The 16,966-nt window shown below is 70.3% G+C and carries 14 protein-coding genes; 3 read left to right on the top strand and 11 right to left on the bottom strand.

Going from position 1 to position 16,966, the window contains the following annotated elements:
• The 9 genes from ACS5PV_RS08160 to ACS5PV_RS08120 form a co-directional block, all read right to left on the bottom strand.
• Positions 1 to 468, bottom strand: a complete 468-nt coding sequence (locus ACS5PV_RS08160) for a MarR family winged helix-turn-helix transcriptional regulator (protein ID WP_455394834.1) — start codon at positions 466 to 468, stop codon at positions 1 to 3.
• The gene (locus tag ACS5PV_RS08155) at positions 465 to 1,967 is read right to left on the bottom strand and encodes a 6-hydroxynicotinate reductase (RefSeq protein ID WP_455394833.1); all 1,503 of its coding nucleotides are present in this window, start codon (positions 1,965 to 1,967) and stop codon (positions 465 to 467) included. The genes ACS5PV_RS08160 and ACS5PV_RS08155 overlap by 4 nt, the downstream gene beginning before the upstream one ends.
• Positions 1,964 to 3,655: a hydantoinase B/oxoprolinase family protein gene (locus ACS5PV_RS08150; RefSeq protein ID WP_455394832.1), complete on the bottom strand. Its 1,692-nt coding sequence runs from the start codon at positions 3,653 to 3,655 to the stop codon at positions 1,964 to 1,966. The genes ACS5PV_RS08155 and ACS5PV_RS08150 overlap by 4 nt, the downstream gene beginning before the upstream one ends.
• Positions 3,652 to 5,688 carry a hydantoinase/oxoprolinase family protein gene (locus ACS5PV_RS08145; protein ID WP_455394831.1) on the bottom strand — a complete coding sequence of 679 codons (2,037 nt, stop codon included), beginning with the start codon at positions 5,686 to 5,688 and terminating at the stop codon, positions 3,652 to 3,654. The genes ACS5PV_RS08150 and ACS5PV_RS08145 overlap by 4 nt, the downstream gene beginning before the upstream one ends.
• 278 nt (positions 5,689 to 5,966) lie before the next feature.
• The gene (locus ACS5PV_RS08140) at positions 5,967 to 6,695 is read right to left on the bottom strand and encodes an ABC transporter ATP-binding protein (protein WP_455394830.1); all 729 of its coding nucleotides are present in this window, start codon (positions 6,693 to 6,695) and stop codon (positions 5,967 to 5,969) included.
• Positions 6,692 to 7,474 (bottom strand): ABC transporter ATP-binding protein, encoded by a 783-nt coding sequence (locus tag ACS5PV_RS08135; RefSeq protein ID WP_455394829.1) that lies wholly within the window; start codon positions 7,472 to 7,474, stop codon positions 6,692 to 6,694. The genes ACS5PV_RS08140 and ACS5PV_RS08135 overlap by 4 nt, the downstream gene beginning before the upstream one ends.
• Positions 7,471 to 9,357 (bottom strand): ABC transporter permease, encoded by a 1,887-nt coding sequence (locus ACS5PV_RS08130; RefSeq protein WP_455394828.1) that lies wholly within the window; start codon positions 9,355 to 9,357, stop codon positions 7,471 to 7,473. Before ACS5PV_RS08130 ends, ACS5PV_RS08135 begins: the two co-directional genes overlap by 4 nt.
• Positions 9,358 to 9,389: 32 nt before the next feature.
• Positions 9,390 to 10,634, bottom strand: coding sequence for an ABC transporter substrate-binding protein (locus ACS5PV_RS08125; RefSeq protein ID WP_455394827.1), 1,245 nt, complete (start codon positions 10,632 to 10,634; stop codon positions 9,390 to 9,392).
• Between the two features lie 171 nt (positions 10,635 to 10,805).
• Entirely contained in the window at positions 10,806 to 10,943 is a 138-nt protein-coding gene (locus ACS5PV_RS08120; RefSeq protein ID WP_455394826.1) for a hypothetical protein, read from the bottom strand.
• Positions 10,944 to 11,092: 149 nt separating this feature from the next.
• On the opposite strand from ACS5PV_RS08120, the gene ACS5PV_RS08115 reads away from it, so the two are divergent.
• Positions 11,093 to 11,353, top strand: a complete 261-nt coding sequence (locus tag ACS5PV_RS08115; RefSeq protein WP_455394825.1) for a hypothetical protein — start codon at positions 11,093 to 11,095, stop codon at positions 11,351 to 11,353.
• 200 nt (positions 11,354 to 11,553) lie between these two features.
• Here the strand turns inward: ACS5PV_RS08115 and ACS5PV_RS08110 are convergent, their stop codons facing one another.
• Positions 11,554 to 12,537: a hypothetical protein gene (locus ACS5PV_RS08110; protein WP_455394824.1), complete on the bottom strand. Its 984-nt coding sequence runs from the start codon at positions 12,535 to 12,537 to the stop codon at positions 11,554 to 11,556.
• A 199-nt stretch (positions 12,538 to 12,736) separates the two neighbouring features.
• On the opposite strand from ACS5PV_RS08110, the gene ACS5PV_RS08105 reads away from it, so the two are divergent.
• Positions 12,737 to 13,468, top strand: coding sequence for an SGNH/GDSL hydrolase family protein (locus ACS5PV_RS08105; RefSeq protein ID WP_455394823.1), 732 nt, complete (start codon positions 12,737 to 12,739; stop codon positions 13,466 to 13,468).
• 387 nt (positions 13,469 to 13,855) lie between these two features.
• The gene (locus tag ACS5PV_RS08100; RefSeq protein ID WP_455394822.1) at positions 13,856 to 15,424 is read left to right on the top strand and encodes a PAS domain-containing sensor histidine kinase; all 1,569 of its coding nucleotides are present in this window, start codon (positions 13,856 to 13,858) and stop codon (positions 15,422 to 15,424) included.
• 603 nt (positions 15,425 to 16,027) lie between these two features.
• Here the strand turns inward: ACS5PV_RS08100 and ACS5PV_RS08095 are convergent.
• Entirely contained in the window at positions 16,028 to 16,957 is a 930-nt protein-coding gene (locus ACS5PV_RS08095) for a hypothetical protein (protein ID WP_455394821.1), read from the bottom strand.
• Positions 16,958 to 16,966: the final 9 nt, after the last annotated feature.

Raw genomic sequence — 16,966 nt, 5'->3', positions numbered from 1 at the left:
TCAGCCGAGCCGCGCGAGGAGGCGGACGAGCTCGGCCGCCTCCTCGGGCGAGAGGGGGTCGAGGGTGCGGGCGGTGACCTCGCTGCCGCGGCTCTTCATCGCCTCGATCACCGCGATCCCTTCCGCGGTCAGGGTCAGCAGCACCAGCCGGGCATCCGCCTCGTCGGCGGTCGGCCGCACCAGGCCGCGGGTGGTGAGGCGGCGGGCGACGCCGAACATCGTCGCCGGATCGACCCCGACGAGGCGCCCGACCTGGTTCTGCGAGGTCGCCCCGAGGTCGTGCAGCTTCGTCATCACGGCGAACTGCACCGGGGTGACGGAGAAGTCCCGCATCACCGTCTCGAAGATCGCCGAGGCGCGCTGGTGCGCCCGCCGGATCAGGTAGCCGATCTGCTCCTCGACCCGGTAGGCGCGGACCGCCTCGGCGTCGATCTCCGGCGGTGCCGGGGGCGGATGGGGTGCGTTCATGCGACCTCCCCCGCCGGCCAGGGGTGATCGGGGTTCCAGCCGTGGATCCGGGCGGCGGGGCCGACCTCGCGCAGGATGTCGGTCATCGCCACCACGTCGCCGTCGTGGCCGCCGAGCCGGGCGTAGAGGTCCCGCGGCAGGGTGAACTCGATCGGCGCCACGATCGCCGGCGTCGGCACCGAGCCGAAGGCGTTTCGGGGCAGTCGCGTCACGTCGGCCATCACCGTGATGCCGCCGCCGGGCCAGACCGTGACCGGCGCGCCGCCCATCGTGACCCTGGTCTCGCCGGCGGCGACGGAGCGGGTGAGCAGCACCGGGTTCTCGGTGACACCGGCCCGCAGGGAACCGCCGGCGCCGGCCATGAACAGGACGGTGCAGAGCGAGGGCTCGCAATTCTCGCCGATCCGGTCGACCACCCCGCGCACGGAGGCCGGCATCTCGGCCGGCACCGGCGTCAGGGTCTCGTCGAGGACGAGCCAGAGGGCGTGCTCGCCGGTGGTCGAGGTCATGAGGAGCCGCAGGCCCGGCCAGGCGGTGGCGGGGTCGATCGCCTGGATGATCGAGAGCGGGTCGGCGATGTCCGTGCCGCCCCAGCCGATCCCCGGATTCGCGACCTGGAAGTAGCGCCCCGGCGTCGAGCGCCGCCCCTTCACCCGGATCCCGGCGGGGCGCATGCCGAGCACCTTTCCGGCCTGGTGCTCGGTCAGCACGCCGGTGATGTGGTCATCGACGACGATCACCTCGTCGGCGTGGCCGAGCCATTGCCGGGCGAAGATGCCGACGGTCGCCGATCCGCAGCCGACGCGCATGCGCTGCTCCGGGATTCCGTCGACGATCGGGGCGCGGCCGGCCTGGACCACGACCTCGTGGCCGCCGTCGATCGTCATCGTGACGGGCTCGCTCGAGCACAGGCGCAGCAGCGCGTCGCAGGTGACGGTGCCCTCCTTCTTCGAGCCGCCGGTGAGGTGGCGCACGCCGCCGACCGAGAGCATCTGCGAGCCGTACTCGGCGGTGGTGACGTGGCCGACCTCCTCGCCGTTGACCCGCACCGGCGCGCGCTCTGGGCCGAGATGGCGGTCGGTGTCGATCTTCACCTTCACGCCGCAATAGCTGAAGATGCCCTCGGTCACGACCGTGACGGTCTCGACGCCCTCGTGCTCGCTCGCCACGATGAAGGGGGCCGGCTTGTAGTCCGGATAGGTGGTGCCGGCGCCGATGCCGGTGACGAAGGTGCGCGAGGGATCGAGCACCCGCCCGTCCCACTCCGCCGCCCCGAACGGGACGAGCTTCTGGCCGGATTCCGCCGCGTCGTGCAGCAGCACGACCGGATCGGTGCGGACCAGGTGGCCGTTCTCGTTGGCGTAGCGCGAGCAGGCGCCGGCGCGGCCGGGCCGGATCCGGCACAGGACCGGGCAGGCGTCGCAGCGCACGATGCCGTCGGCCTCCTGCGCGCCGAACTTCCTGGATCTGGCTTCCGTGGAGAGGCTGTCGGCGCTCATGACTGGCTGCTCCCCCACAGGGTCTCGGTCTCGTCCGCCCGATAGTAGCCCCGGCGCAGGTCGCGGGCGACGAGGGCGGGGTCGCGGGTTTCGGGCGCGCCGTAGCCGCCGCCGCCCGGCGTCATCACCTCGACCCGGTCGCCGGCCCGGATCGCGATGTTCTGGTCCTTCGACAGGTGCAGCGGGGTGATGACCTCGCCGTCGCGGTGGATGCGCACCACGTTCGGCGCGCCGTCGCCTCCGCCGAGCACGCCCGGCGGGCCGAACCGGCCGTGATCCATCACGAAAGAGGCCCGGGCCTCGCCGCGCAGCAGCTCCACCTCGTAATGGACGCCGAAGCCGCCGCGATGGGCGCCCGCTCCCCCAGAGCCCTCGCGCAACGCGAACCGCCGGAAGAGGACGGGATAGTACTGCTCCATCACCTCGACCGGCGCGGTCTTCGAGATGCCGATGGTCGAGCAGCCGTTCGACAGCCCGTCATGCCCGGCATTGCCGCCGTAGCCGCCGCCGGTGATCTGATACATCACGTAAGAGGCGTTCTTGGCCGGATCGAAGCCGCCGAGCGCGAAGTTGCCCGAGGTGCCGGCGGGCGCCGCCGTGACGCGCTCGGGAATCGCCTGGACGAGGGCGAGGAACACGGCCTCGGCGATGCGCTGGCTCACCTCCGCCGCGCAGCCGGAGACGGGGCGAGGATAGCGCGCGTCGAGGAAGGTGCCCTCGGGGCGCACGATCGTCAGCGGCTCGAAGGTGCCGGCATTGATCGGCACGTCCGGGAAAACGTGCTTCACGGCCAGATAGACCGAGGAGTAGGTCGTCGCCACCACCGAGTTCATCGGGCCGCGGCAGGGCGGGGACGAGCCCGAGAAGTCGAAGGTCAAGCCGTCGCCGGCCTTCGTCATCGTGAGTGCGATGCGCAGCGGCTCGTCCACCACGCCGTCGGAATCGACGAAGGCCTCCGAGGTATAGGTCCCGTCCGGGATCTGGCGGATCTCGGCCCGCATCCGCTCGGCCGAGCGGGCGCGGATCTCCTTGATCGCCGCATCCAGGGTGTCGCGGCCGACCTTGGCGAGCAGATCGTTGAGCCGGCTCTCGCCGACCATCAAAGCCGCGGCTTGCGCCTTGATGTCGCCGATGCGCTGGTCGGCGACGCGGATGTTGGACGAGATGATGGAAAAAATCTCCGGATCCATCGTGCCGCGCTTGAACAGCTTGACCGGCGGCAGGCGCAGGCCCTCCTGCTCGACCTCGGTCGCGTGGGCCGAGAAGCCGCCCGGCACCATGCCGCCGATATCGGGCCAGTGGCCGGTATTCTGCAGCCAGCAGAACAGCTCGCCCTCGACGAAGACCGGACGGACGAAGCGCACGTCCATCAGGTGCGTGCCGCCGAGATAGGGATCGTTGACGATGTAGATGTCGCCGGGCTCCGGGGCCCCGACCCGGCCCTCGCGGATCAGCCGGATCAGCTCGCCGGTCGAGTACTGCATCGTGCCGACGAAGACCGGCAAGCCATACTCGCCCTGCGAGATCAGCGCGCCGGTATCGCGGTCGTAGATCCCGTCCGAGCGGTCGTCGGCCTCGGCGATCACCGGCGAGAAGGCCGAGCGCGAGAAGGCGATGTCCATCTCGTTGCAGACCTGCTGCAACCCGGCCTGGATCACCGCGAGCGTGAGGGCGTCGAGCTGGCTCATACCCGGATCCTCAAGTTGCCGATGGCATCGACCCGCGCCGTGGCGCCGGGCTCGATCACGGTCGTGGCATCGATCTGCTGGATCACCGCGGGGCCGGGGATCTCGGCCCCGAGCGGCAGCGCCTCGCGGGCGTAGATCGCCGCCTCGTGCCAGGCGCCGCCGGCATAGACCGGCCGGGTGCCGAGGCGGGCGCCGGCAAGATCGGTGCGGCCGCCCGCGTCGATCAGCGCCGCGAGCGGGAAGGGCCTGCGCCGGCCGATCACCGAGGTGACGAGGTTGACGAGCACCGCCCGGATCTCCGGCAGCCGGACCTGGAAGCGGCGGAAATACGCCGCCTCGAACAGGTCCTGGAGCGCCGCGCGGTCGATCTCCGGGGAGGGCAGAGCGACGCGGATCAGGTGGGTCTGGCCGCGGAACTGCATGTCGGCCCCGTAGGTGACGGTCGTCTCCTCGATCTCGGCCTGCTCCTCGGCGACCATCGCCAGCGCGTCAGCCGCCTGCTCCTCAAGCAGGCTGCGGACATCCGCCATGTCGAGCCCGTCGAGCGGCCGGTTGAGGGTGCGGACCCGGTCCTGGCGCAGATCGGCGACGAGGCAGCCGAGCGCGTTGGTGAGCCCGGGCCGGGCCGGCACCAGCACCTCCGGGATGCCGAGCTCGCGGGCGAGCGCCACGGCATGGAGCGGGCCGGCGCCGCCGAACGCGAACAGCACGAAGTCGCGCGGGTCGTAGCCGCGCGACAAGGACACCATGCGGATCGCACCCGTCATGTGGACGTTGCCGAGGCGGATCACCGCTTCCGCGGCTTCCTCGACGCTCATGCCGAGCGGTCCGGCGAGGTCCCGGGCGAAGGCCTCGCGGATCGCGTCGAGCGACACGCCGGCCCGCACCGCGGTGAGGCGGGCCGGATCGAGGCGGCCGAGCACCAGGTTGGCGTCGGTGATGGTCGGCCGCGTGCCGCCGCGGCCGTAGCCGATCGGGCCGGGCTCGGAGCCGGCGCTCTCGGGGCCGACCCGGAGCATCCCGGCGCGGTCGACGGAGGCGATCGAGCCGCCGCCGGCCCCGACCGTGTGCACGTCGACCATCGGCAGGTGGATCGGCAGGCCGTAATCGATGGTGAGTTCGGCCGAGACCTCCGGCACGCCGCCGGCGATCAGCGCCACGTCGGTCGACGTGCCGCCCATGTCGTAGGTGATGGCGTTGGTGAGCCCCGATTGCGCCAGGGTCGCGGCGGCGGCCATCACGCCCGAGGCCGGGCCCGACATCACGGTCTTGGCCGCGGCCTCCACCACCAGCCCCGCCGGCACGGTGCCGCCGTTGCCGTTCATCACCAGGAGGTCGCGGGCAAAGCCCTTGGCGCGCAGATCGTCCTGGAGGCGGCGGACGTAGCGGTCGAGGATCGGCTGCACCGCGGCATTGACCGAGGCGGTGGTGCCGCGCTCGTACTCGCGGAACTCCGAGAGAAGGGAGTGGCCGAGGGTGACGTAGGGATTGGGCCACAAGTCGCGGGCGATGGCGCCGGCGCGCAGCTCGTGCTCCGGGTTGGCATAGGCGTGCAGGAAGTGGATCACCAGGGCCTCGCAGCCCTCGGCCAGGAGGGCGCGCACGGCGTCCGCCACGGCGGCCTCGTCGAGCGGCGTGCGCACGGCGCCGTCGGCCATGACGCGCTCAGGCACCTCGCGGCGCCACTCGCGCGGGATCAGCGGCTCGAAGGTGCCGAACAGGCCGTAGGGCTTCGGGCGGGTGCGGCGGCCGAGTTCGAGGACGTCGCGGAACCCTTCCGTCGTGATGAGGCCGACCTTGGCGGTCTTGCGCTCCAGCACCGCGTTGGTGGTGGCGGTGGTGCCGTGGATGACGAGGTCGAGATCGGCGGGCGCCACCTCGGCCGCGGCAATCGCCGCCAGCACGCCCTCGGCCTGGTTGCGGATCGTCGTCGGCACCTTGGCGAGGCGCACGCGCACGCCCGAGGAATCCGCCTCCGTCAGGAGAAGGTCGGTGAAGGTGCCGCCGACATCGATGCCTGCCACGCGTCTCACGTCACACCTCGATCATTCGCCTACGAACAGTTTCGTTGGGTGCCGGCATGGGCCGGCCTTGTCCGTCATCTTTCTCCCCGCGCTGGGGAGGCTCGCACGTCCCCCCTCTCCCGTGTGGGAGAGGGGTCGGGGGTGAGGGTGCTACGGTTCTGAGTCAGACTCGGAACGTTGTGCTGGCAGCGGAACGACTCGAGTTTAAGTCGGCACCGTCTCCACCCTCACCCCTACCCCTCTCCCACACGGGAGAGGGGATCCCGCGCCCTTATGGGAAACCTCCCTCACACCGTCAGGTACGCCTCCCGCACCGCCTCGTCGGCCTCCAGCGCCGCCATGGTGCCCTCGAAGTGGATCGCCCCCTTCTCGATCACGTAGGCCCGGTCCGAGACCGCGCCGGCAAAGCTCAGGTTCTGCTCGGAGAGCAGAACCGCGATGCCCTCGCGCTTCATCCGGAGCACCGCGTCGGCCATCTGCTCGACGATGACGGGAGCCAGGCCCTCGGAGGGCTCGTCGAGCAGCACCGCGTGGGGGTTGCCCATCAGGGTGCGGGCGATGGTGAGCATCTGCTGCTCGCCGCCCGACATCGCGGCGGCGCGGCGCCCCCGCATCTCGGCGAGGTTCGGGAAGATCGAGAACAGCTTCTCCGGCGTCCAAGATTTTTCCGGAATCAATGCCGCGCGCCCGTCGGCCGGGACCTTGCGGCCGACCTCCAGGTTCTCCATCACCGTCAGGTCGGTGAAGATGCGCCGCTCCTCCGGCACGTAGCCGAGGCCGCGGCGGGCCACGCGAAACGGCTCCCAGCCGGTGACAGCTTGGCCCTCGAACCACACCGTGCCGCCGGTCGGCGGCAGCACGCCCATGATGGCTTTCAGCGTCGTCGACTTGCCGGCGCCGTTGCGGCCCATCAGTGCCACGACCTCGCCGGGCCGCAGCCGGAGCGTGACGCCGAACAGGACCTGCGCCCGGCCGTAGGAGGCCGTGAGGCCGGAGACGTCGAGAAGGGCGTTCATGCCACCGCCTTCCGGCGCGCGCGCATCGCCGCCTCGGTGCCGGCCTCGCCGAGATAGACCTGCTTCACCCGCGGGTTGGCGCGGATCTCCTCCGGCGTGCCGGCGGCGATGATCTCGCCGCGCACCAGCACCAGCACCCGGTCGGCATGGGCGAAGACCGCCTCCATGTCGTGCTCGGTGTAGAGGACGCCAATGCGGTTCGTCCGCGCCACCTCGGCGGTGAGCGCCATCAGCCCCGAGCGCTCCCGCGGCGCCATGCCGGCGGTGGGCTCGTCCATCAGGAGGAGCTTCGGTTGCGAGGCGAGCGCCACGGCGAGTTCCACCCGCTTCACGTCGCCGTAGGCGAGTTCCGAGACCGGCCGGTCGGCGTCCTGGCGCATCCCGACCCCGGCGAGCAGGCCCAGCGCCTCGTCGCGGTAGAGGGCGCGGGCGTCCCGGAACAGGCCGCGCGAGCGGCCGTGATGCGACAGGAGGGCCATCTGGACGTTCTCGGCCACTGTCATCGACACGAAGGTCTGGGCGACCTGGAAGGTGCGCCCGACGCCGGCCTTCCAGATCGCGCGGGCCGGCAGGCCGGCGATCGAGCGGCCGTCGAGGGCAATGGTGCCGGAGTCAGGCTTCAGCTGCCCGCCGACCATGTTGAAGGTGGTGGACTTGCCGGCGCCGTTCGGGCCGATGATCGCCAGCATCTCGCCGGCGTCGAGCGTGAACGACACGTCCTTTGCCGCGGCGACGCCGCCGAAGCGCTTGGTCAGGCCCTCGACGAGGAGCAGGGTCATGCCTCGGCCTCCACCGGCTCGCGCGCCACCTTGCGCTGCCGCAGCGCCTCGGCGGCGCCGGCGAGCCCGCGGGGGAAGGCGAGCACGGTCGCGATGATCGCGAGGCCCAGCAGCAGGCGCCAGAACTCGGTCAGCGGCATCACCGCGTCCTTCAATGCGTGGAAGAAGGCCGCACCGACGAGCGGGCCCATCACGGTCTGGATGCCGCCGACCAGCACCATCACCAGGAAGTCGATCGAGAGCGGGATGCCGGTCAGCGTCGGATCGATCGAGCCCTTCATGAAGGCGTAGAGCCCGCCGGCGAGCCCGGCCGCGGCGCCGGCGAGCGTGAAGCCGAGCCAGCGATGGGTGCGCACGTCGAGGCCGATCGCTTCCGCCCGGGTGGCGGAGTCGCGCGCCGCCCGCAAGGTGTAGCCGAAGGGGGCGTAGATCACCCGGCGCAAAAGCACGATCGCGGTCAGCGACAGGGCGGCGACGAGGTAGAAGTAGGTGTTGCGACCCGACGCCCACGCGGACGGCCAGACCCCGACGACGCCGTTGTCGCCCCCCGTCACCTCGACCCACTGGAAGCAGACCGCGTAGACGATCTGCCCGAAGGCAAGCGTCAGCATCGCGAGGTAGATGCCCGACAGCCGCACGATGAAGAAGCCGAACAGGGCCGCGCCCAGCCCCGCGGCGAGGGGGGCGGCGACGAGCGCCAGCTCCATCGGCGCCTTGAGCGGACCGGTGACGAGGAGCCCGGCGGCGTAGGCGCCCAGCCCGAAATACGCCGCGTGCCCGAACGAGACGAGCCCGCCGACCCCGACCAGGAACTGCAGCGAGAAGGCGGCGAGCGCGAAGATCAGGATCTCGGTCGCGACCTTGACCTTGTAGGCGTCGCCGACGAGCGGCACCGCCAGCAGGGCGACGACCGCGAGGCCGGCGAGCGCGACCTCCGCCGGGCGGAAGCGGCGTAAGGAAGGGATGCCCTCCGGCGGCATCACCCGGCCGGACGCGGCCTCGGGCCGCCCGAACAGGCCCCAGGGCTTGACCACCAGCACCACCGCCATCAGGGCGAAGACCAGGACCAGGGTCACCTTGGGGAAGATCAGGATGCCGAAGGCCTGGAGCTGGCCGATGATCAGCGCCGCCACGAAGGCGCCCGGCACCGAGCCCATGCCGCCGATCACCGTGACTACGAAGGCGTCGGTGATGACCGAGAGGTCCATATGGGCGTTCGCCGGGATGCGCGGGATCTGGAGCGCGCCGCCCAATCCGGCGAGGCTGGCGCCGAGGAACAGCGTCAGGGTGAAGAGCCGGGCTTGGTTGACGCCGAGCGCGCCGACCATCTCGCGGTCCTGGGTCGCGGCGCGGATCAGCACGCCGAAGCGGGTGCGGTGCATGAGGAGCCAGAGCAGCCCCAGCACCAGCGGTCCGACCGCGATCAGCACCAGCTCGTAGGCGGGAAAGCGCTGGCCTAAGATCTCGACCCCGTGGCGCAGCGAGGGCGCGCGGGGACCGGCGATGTCGACCGGGCCCCAGACCTTGAGCACCAGGTCCTCGACGATCAGCACCACGCCGAAGGTGGCGAGCAGCTGGAACAGCTCGGGCACCCGGTAGATGCGGCGCAAGAGCAGCACCTCGACCGCGACGCCGATCAGCCCGACGAGGAGGGCCGACAGCAGCACCCCGAGGAAGAAGGCCGCCGGCGAGTACGACAGGTCGAGGAGCCGCGGCACGACCGTGACCGCGATATAGGCCCCCAGCATGTAGAACGAGCCGTGGGCGAAGTTCACGATCCGGGTGACGCCGAACACGATCGTCAGCCCGGAGGCGATGACGAACAGCGACGAGGCGCTGGCGAACCCGGAGAGCGCCTGGAGGACGAGGAAGGACGGGTCCATGGGGCCTTGCGCTCCGGTGCGCTCTGACGGGATCAGGCCTTGCGGGCCGCCTTCACCTCGGCCTCGGGGAACATGTAGTTCGCTCCGTCGGCGTAGCGGACGTTCTTCATCGTGCCCTGCCGGCCGTTCAAGGCCGTCTCGCCGATCCAGGCGCCGAGGGTCGACTGGTGGTCGAGCGCCCGCATCGTCACCGGGCCGGCGATGGTCTGGGAGGTCAGGCCTTCGAGGGCGGAGATCATCGCCTCGGTCTCGGTGGACTTCGCCTTCTCCAGCATGTCGCGGATCATGCCGACGACGACGTAGCCGAGCAGCGAACCGAGGCGCGGCGTGTCGTTGAACCGGGCCCGGTAAGCGACCACGAACTCCTTGTGGCCGTTTGTGTCGATCGTCTCCCACGGGTAGCCGGTGGTGACCCAGCCCTCCGGCGTCTCGTCGCCGAGCGGGATCATGTATTCCGGCTCGCCGGTGAGCAGGCTCGCGACGGTGCGCTTCTCGAACAGGCCGCGGGTGTTGCCCTCGCGCACGAAGGCGGTGAGGTCGGCGCCGAACAGCACGTTGAACAGGCCGTCGGCCTTCATCTGCGACAGGGCGCCGACGGTGGCGCCGGCATCGACCTTGCCGAGCGCGGGGAACTGCTCGCCCACCACCTCGAAGCCCGGCACGGCCGCCGCCATCAGCTTCTTGAAGTTGGCCGCCGCCGACTGGCCGTACTCGTAGTTCGGCGCCACGATCGCCCAGCGCTTGACGCCGCGATCCTTGACCGCGTCCACCAGCATCCGGGTCTGCATGTATGTGTTGGGCCGCACCCGGAAGGTGTAGCGGTTGCCGCTGCCCATGGTGAGCGCGTCGGTGAGCGGCTCGGTGGCGAGGAACAGCGCCTTGCGCTGGTTGGCGAAATCCGCCACGGCTAGGCCGACGTTGGACAGGAAGGTGCCGCACAGGAACGCGACGTTCTCACGCGTCAGCAGCTCCTCGGCGACCCGGGTCGCGTCGCCAGGCGTCGAGCCGTCGTCGCGAAACACGATCTCGATCGGGCGGCCGCCGAGCGCCTTGATGCCGCCGGCCTTGTTGACGGCGTCCTGGGCGAGTTGCATGGCATTGCGGTAGGGCACCGCGAAGGCGGCCATGCGGCCGTAGGAGTTCAACTCGCCGATCCGGATCGGACCGGACCCTTGCGCGATCGCCCGGGAGGTGCCGAGGCTCAAAGGGGCTGCGGCGAGCCCGCCGAGGATCGTGCGGCGGGACAGGGGACGAAACGTCTCGTCGCGGGTCGACATGGCGCGAACCTCCGGCCCATCCCGGCGCGACTTGCCGTCACCAGGATGCAAACTCGTTCGTAGACGAACGATACTGGGCTTGAGCCGGGACGCAAGGGCCTGATCTGCGGAAAATCAGGGCGCCGTCTGTCGCGCAAATGCGCAAGAGTGCGGTTTCGAGTGCGCGGTTTCTCAGAGTCCCGCCTCGCGCGCGAGCCAGGCGTCGAGGGCGCGCTCGCGCTCGGCCTCGATCATCGCGGCGACCCAGGCCGCCTGCTCGATGCGCGCGATCTCGCCCGGATCCTCGTCGCGCTCCGGTGCCTGCTGCATCGCGAACCTCCCGTGTTCCATCCGTTCATGAGAACGAAATAGGAACATCGATCGACCGCGGCAAGTCTTTGGTGCTGTGGATTCCGGGGGAGCTTGACCGGTGGGTCGTGCGTTGCCGCCCCACGACACCTCGGAGAAGGAAATCCCTAATGCGTACGACCCTGCTCGCGATGACCGCCACGCTCGCCCTCACCGGTGCCGCCCTGGCGCAGACCATTGCGCCCGGCTCGGCCGAGCGCACCATGAACGCTCCCGGCACCATGCGGGGCAACGCCGAGACGCGCATGCCGGAGCGCGACATGACCACCGGCACCGTGACGGCCCCGGGCGCTGCCACCCGCACCGACGACCTGCCGAGCCACAGCGGCGGCAACGCCGCGGCGACGAGCCCGACCAACCGGGCCCGCTGACGCGGACGGGGGCGGGCGGCGGCAAGCCGCCGCTTGCCTCGAGGGAGATTGCGTGATCGAGCCGACGGGCTTCGGCGGATTCCGCGACGACCCGGTATCCACTTCGTCGGAAGATCCCCCGACCTGGACAGGCTTTCCGGATGGGGTCGCGGACGTGCCGGCCGAGCCGAGGCCCGGGACCGTCTTCGTCCGGGGTCGGGTTACAGCCGGCTCGGCAGGGAGATCACCGCGTCGACCGTTTCCTTGATGGCGCGGCCGGCCGGGGCAAAGTCGGGCATGGGCACGCCGAGGAAGCGGGTCGGCTCCTCCGCTGCCGGCGCCGCGGCCGGCTGGGCGGCGGCGCTGCGCTGGTGCGCGTCGGGCTTCTCGCGCCGAGCCACCGGCTTCTCGGCCGCGTGCTTCTCGGCGACCGCCTTCTCCGCTACGGCCTTCTCGGCGATGGGCTTCGCCGGGGCGGGCTTCGCCGGCTCGGCCTTGGCCTCCCGGGCCGGTGCGGGTCGCGGCGTCGCCTTTTCGGTCACCGTCTCGCGCGGCGAGGCGGCGGGCTTGGTTTCGGCCTTCTCGGCCTTGGCCCGGGCCGGCGGCAGCGGCGCGGTCTCGCGCGGGGCCGGGACGGCGCGGGGCATCGCGGTCTCGGCGGTCACCCTGGCCTCGCGCACGGGCGCCGGGCGCGGCGTCTCCGGAGCCTTCGGCACGGGCTGGAACGCGGCGGCCGTGCCGGTCGCGGCGACGTCGGAGGCCGGCGACCAGGAGCCCCGCACCGGCGAGGCCTGCGCCAGCGACCCTTGCGCGGGTGCGCTCTGCGGCGGGACCGTCGCCACGGTCGGCTTCGGATCGAGCAGGGCGGCGGGGACGGCGGGCGCGGACGCCTGGACGCTCGACGACGGGGTGGCGGGCGCCTGAACGATCGGAACCTGGCGCACCGGATTCGCCCGCAGGGCCGGGATGCCGTCCTTGATCTCCGGCATCTCGGCGACGCGGCCGAAATGCACCTCCGGGGGGCGCGGCCGCAGCAGGTCGCTGAGCGTCGGGTAGGCCGCCGCGGCGAGGCCGGCGCAGCCACCGATCCCGACCACAGCCAGGGCCGCCAGTATCGCCGGACGGCCGAGGCGTGCGCGGACGCTCTCGTGCGGGTCCCGGCGCGGCTGGCGCACCTGCGACGGGTCGATCTCCACTGGCATCATGGCACGGGCTCTCCGGTGACCTGCCCTCAACCATGATCTGAACCACCGAATCAGGCGTGAAGATGTCGGTGGAAAACCGCCGGCCTGTGGATAACTTCGCGAGATCCCGTGAGAGGCCGTCACGGTCCGCGATTGACTCGCGATGGGCGCGGGCGCTTCTACGGCCACGTGGGGGCGTCGGAATCGGACGCGAGGACGGGTGCTGACGAGAACGAAGATGGGGATCGGCCTCGCCGCGGCAGTCGTGGCGCTCGGGGCCGGGGCGATCCTGGCGACCCGGCACCGCGCGAGCGGCGGGCAGGGCGTGGCCGCCTTCCGCGAGGCCCGGGCGTTCGCGGTGTCGAGCGAGCTCCAGCAGATCGACGGCCCGTACGGATTGCTCCTCGGCGACTCGCAGATGGAGCGCATCCACCTGCCGACCCTGTGCGGGCACACCGCCGTCAACGCCGCCATCGCCGGCACGCGGATCTCCGGCCTGCGGTCGGTGGCCGGCTGGATCGCGCTGCCGCGGCCGCCGGAGGTGGTCGTGGTGACCATCGGCACCAACGACCTCACCCAGCGCCAGCGCTCCGGCCACGAAGCCGCGGCGGCCGGGCAGTTCCGGGAGGAGGCGAGGGCGCTGTTCGCCGACCTGGTGCCCCGTGCCCGGCGGGTCGTCGCCACGGCGGTGCCGCCCTTCGACGCCGCGCGGCCCGGGGTGACGAAGTTCTACGACGCCGCCGCCGCGCCGGCCTACTCGGCGATCCTGTCGGAGGAATGCGCCCGGGCCGGCTGCCGCTTCGTCGACGCCTTCGCCGACCTGCGCGACGCGGCCTCCTTGAGCCGGTCGCCGGACGGGGTCCATCTCGGCCTCGATGCCGCGGCACGGGACCGCATCGCCGCCCGCCTCGAAGGGGCGGCCTGCCCCGACAGCGCGGCCCATTCGCGCTGAAGTCCCGCTGCGGCGTCGACGGATGTCGAGGGTTCGATCCACTTGCCTCGAATGTGCCGCTTCCACGCCCCTGCCGGCGAGGACTGCGAAGCCGCGCCGCCCTTCGTCGCGTCACTCACGTCGAGGTCGCGTAGCGGCAAGTGCCGGGATGATCTCGATGCTGCTCCGGCAGATCACGCCCCGACGGGGATTTTGCCCGGGAAAGCTTTTGGAGCCGGCACGAGGCTCTTGGACAAACCGCGTCCCTGGGTTAGCAGAGGCGGGATTCGGGATTTACCCGATTCGGCTGGGCGCGGGCGGCGCCCGCGGCGCGACGGGGGTTGCGCCCGGGTGCCACGCGAGTGCCGGTCACCACCTCACGCTCGACGCGATGGCGTAGGAGAGCTGATGACGGCGCGGACCGCGCACCCGATCGCGGGCGTTCCGGTCGAAGGACCGGACGATGCCCTCGGCCGTGCGCTTCCGGAGAGCGAGCCGGGGATGAGCGGGCTGCCGTCGCGCCTGATCCTCGACGCGTTGCCGCAGAAGATCTGGATGCTCGGCCGCGACGGCGCGGTCCGCTTCGCCAACCGGGCGGCGCGGGAGATCGGCACCAGCCTCGGCGAGCCCGACGGCTGGGACAGCGTGATCCACCCGAAGGACCGCAACCGCGCGACGGCGGCGCGCAGCGCCGCCATCCGCTCGGGCCAGCCCTACGATCTCACGATCCGCCTGCGCGACACCAGCGGGCGCTGGCACTGGCACCAGACCGACGTGGTGCCGATCCGCGAGGGCGCCGGCATCACCGGCTGGATGATGACCGCCGCCGACGTCGACGACGTCGTGGCCGACAACCAGGCGCTGGAGGCCACCACCAACCTCCTGCTCCTCACCCACAAGGCCGCCGGCGTCGGGCTGTGGGACTGGAACATGCGCACCGGCGCGCTCTCGCTCTCGGCGGAGGGCGCGCGGCTGCACGGCCTCTCGGCGCAGGCCTGCATCATCACCTCCTCGGCCTGGACCGGCCTCGTCCATGCCGACGACCGCGCCATGCTGTGGGACGCGGTCACCAAGGCGGTGACCACCCGCACCCCGTTCTCCGTCGACGTGCGGGTGACGGCCGAGCACGGCGGCACCCGCTGGATCCAGAGCCTCGGCCGCGTCCTCGACGACGCCCACGGCCTGAGCGGGCGCATCGTCGGGCTCACCCTCGACATCACCGCCCGCAAGCGCGCCGAGCAGGCCCTGTCGAACGCCAAGGAGGGGGCCGAGCAGGCCAGCCGCGCCAAGTCGGACTTCCTGGCGATGATGAGCCACGAGATCCGCAACCCCCTCAACGCGGTCCTCGGCTACACCGAGCACATGCTCAGCCGCTCGCGCGAGCCCGAGACCCTGCGCCACCTCGCCGCCGTCCAGGAGGCCGGCGAGATCCTGATCCGGGTCGTCGACGACGTGCTCGACGTGGCGCAGATCGAGGCCGGGCAGGTCGCCCTCGACCCGGAATCCTTCCTCCTCGCCGACCTCATGGAGGGCACCGCCGCCGTCGCCCGCGGGGCGGCCTCGCGCAAGGGCGTGGCGGTCGAGGTCCGGCGCGACCCCGCCACCCCGGTCCTGGTCCTGGGCGATGTCGGGCGCCTGCGGCAGGTCCTGCTCAACCTCCTGACCAACGCGGTGAAGTTCACGCCCGCGGGCCGGGTGGTGCTGGCCGTGAGCCCGGACACCGCGCGCGGCGGGGAAGGGCGGCTGCTGTTCACGGTGAGCGACACCGGCATCGGCATGTCGGCGGCGCAGCAGGAGCGGCTGTTCGTGCCCTTCGGCCAGGGCGACGAGTCGATCCGCCGCCGCTTCGGCGGCAGCGGGCTGGGCCTCGTCATCTGCCGCCACCTCGTCGAGCTGATGGGCGGGCAGATCGGGGTGACGAGCGAGCCCGGGCGCGGGACCAAGATCTGGTTCTCGGTGCTGCTGCCGCCGGCCTGACCCGCCGGCTCCTCGAAGTGCTCGAACTCACTGGGCTTGGCGGTTCGGGGTGGTGCCGAGTGTGGGGAACGGAAACCCTGGCGCGGACACGACAAACCTCGGCTTCCTACAGTTGCCTATCAAGAGCTGCCATGTCGGGTGCTCCTGATGACCTAGTAGGCGTTTGCCAACCGGTCTGCTCGAACGTGCCGATCGGCGTCGAGCGGAAATCATGAATGATAGGCAGGGCGAGGCATTGCTGACATCCCATCAGCCTGTACGGGAAACCCTCGAAACCAGATTTCCGCGCATTCTGACAATCCGACAGGGTTTGTCGCGCAAACCTCATGGACGCGCCCTGGAGGAGGGGCGTAGCACCTAACATCTCTCATCACCCTGTCGGCAAACACATGTTTTCCGACAGGGGCCTGATACGCGGGATAATCACGTTGGGCGGGAAGCAGAAGTTGATTCGACGCCCGGAAGTGGACTTTGACCTCAGCGCCAATTTGGAGAAGATGAAGAATTCCCCCTCGCCGCTTCTCTTCCACGCCCCTGATATCGTACGACGTCGGTGCCTTGGGCAATTTTATTTTATAGACATGGCTTTAGATCAAATAATATTTATCCCAGATTGATCCCTAGGACGTCAAACTGCGTATTAAGGTCGAAAGCGAGCGCGACGTTTCTATCCGTCTCACGACCGAAGACCAAGCCAGCTCCATGCGCCCATCCCCCGCCTAAAGGCCTGTAAAGCAAGGATCCCGAGTGCCCGCGACTGGTCGTCCCTTCAGTCATCTGCAATTGCCAGTAATCCTTATAGACCAGAACAATGCCTGTCGTCTCGTCGATGAATCGCTCCGGCTCGAAGACAAAGGCAATAGCGCGACACCGAAAAGTCTGCGAACCCTCTGCGGAATAGAGATACTCGTACCCCTGACCTACCCTCCCGTTCGAACGGATGCGAAGACCTGCGACGGTCCAGCGCTCGATTGGCATCCGACCCGAAAATTTTAAAAGGACGGCGTCGTGTCTGTTAATCGTGCTCGGGCTTATGGACGAAGTGGCCGCCAAATCCGCAGTGTAATTTGTGCCAGACACCGCAATCTGTATCGGGAGTCGCATTCGCCCGTTTGATAAGTCTCTAACCACGTGGTCGTTTGTAACCACGTATGAGTACTTGCCGTCGCTGAAGGCGACAGCGCACGTCCCGGAAGAGCCGCCTGCGGTCAGGATGTCGCCCGACCATACGCCGCGGCTTAGCCTCGGATGATCCAGAACCTCAATGACGTCGGTGGGGATCGTATTTGGCCTCAGCCATGTCAGCAGCTTGACGCTTCGGGGGATACGCAACACGCCTCGGACATCTTCCTTTCTCCTCACGTAGACGATCGCGGCTAGTTCGGATTGGAGGCGGCCTCGGCGGAACTTGTAACCGATGCCGAGGGTCCTGACGTTCTTCTTCCAGATGAGGCCTTGCGATATTCTCTTGGATTGACGAAGTGCGGCCCTGAAGAGGATGCGCCGACACCACCGTGGATGCTTTTCCGGCATTGATCCGCG

It is taken from the genome of Methylobacterium sp. Gmos1, assembly GCF_053764715.1.
The sequence above is the reverse complement of the archived record's forward strand: the minus strand, read 5'-3'. Positions and strand labels throughout refer to the sequence as shown.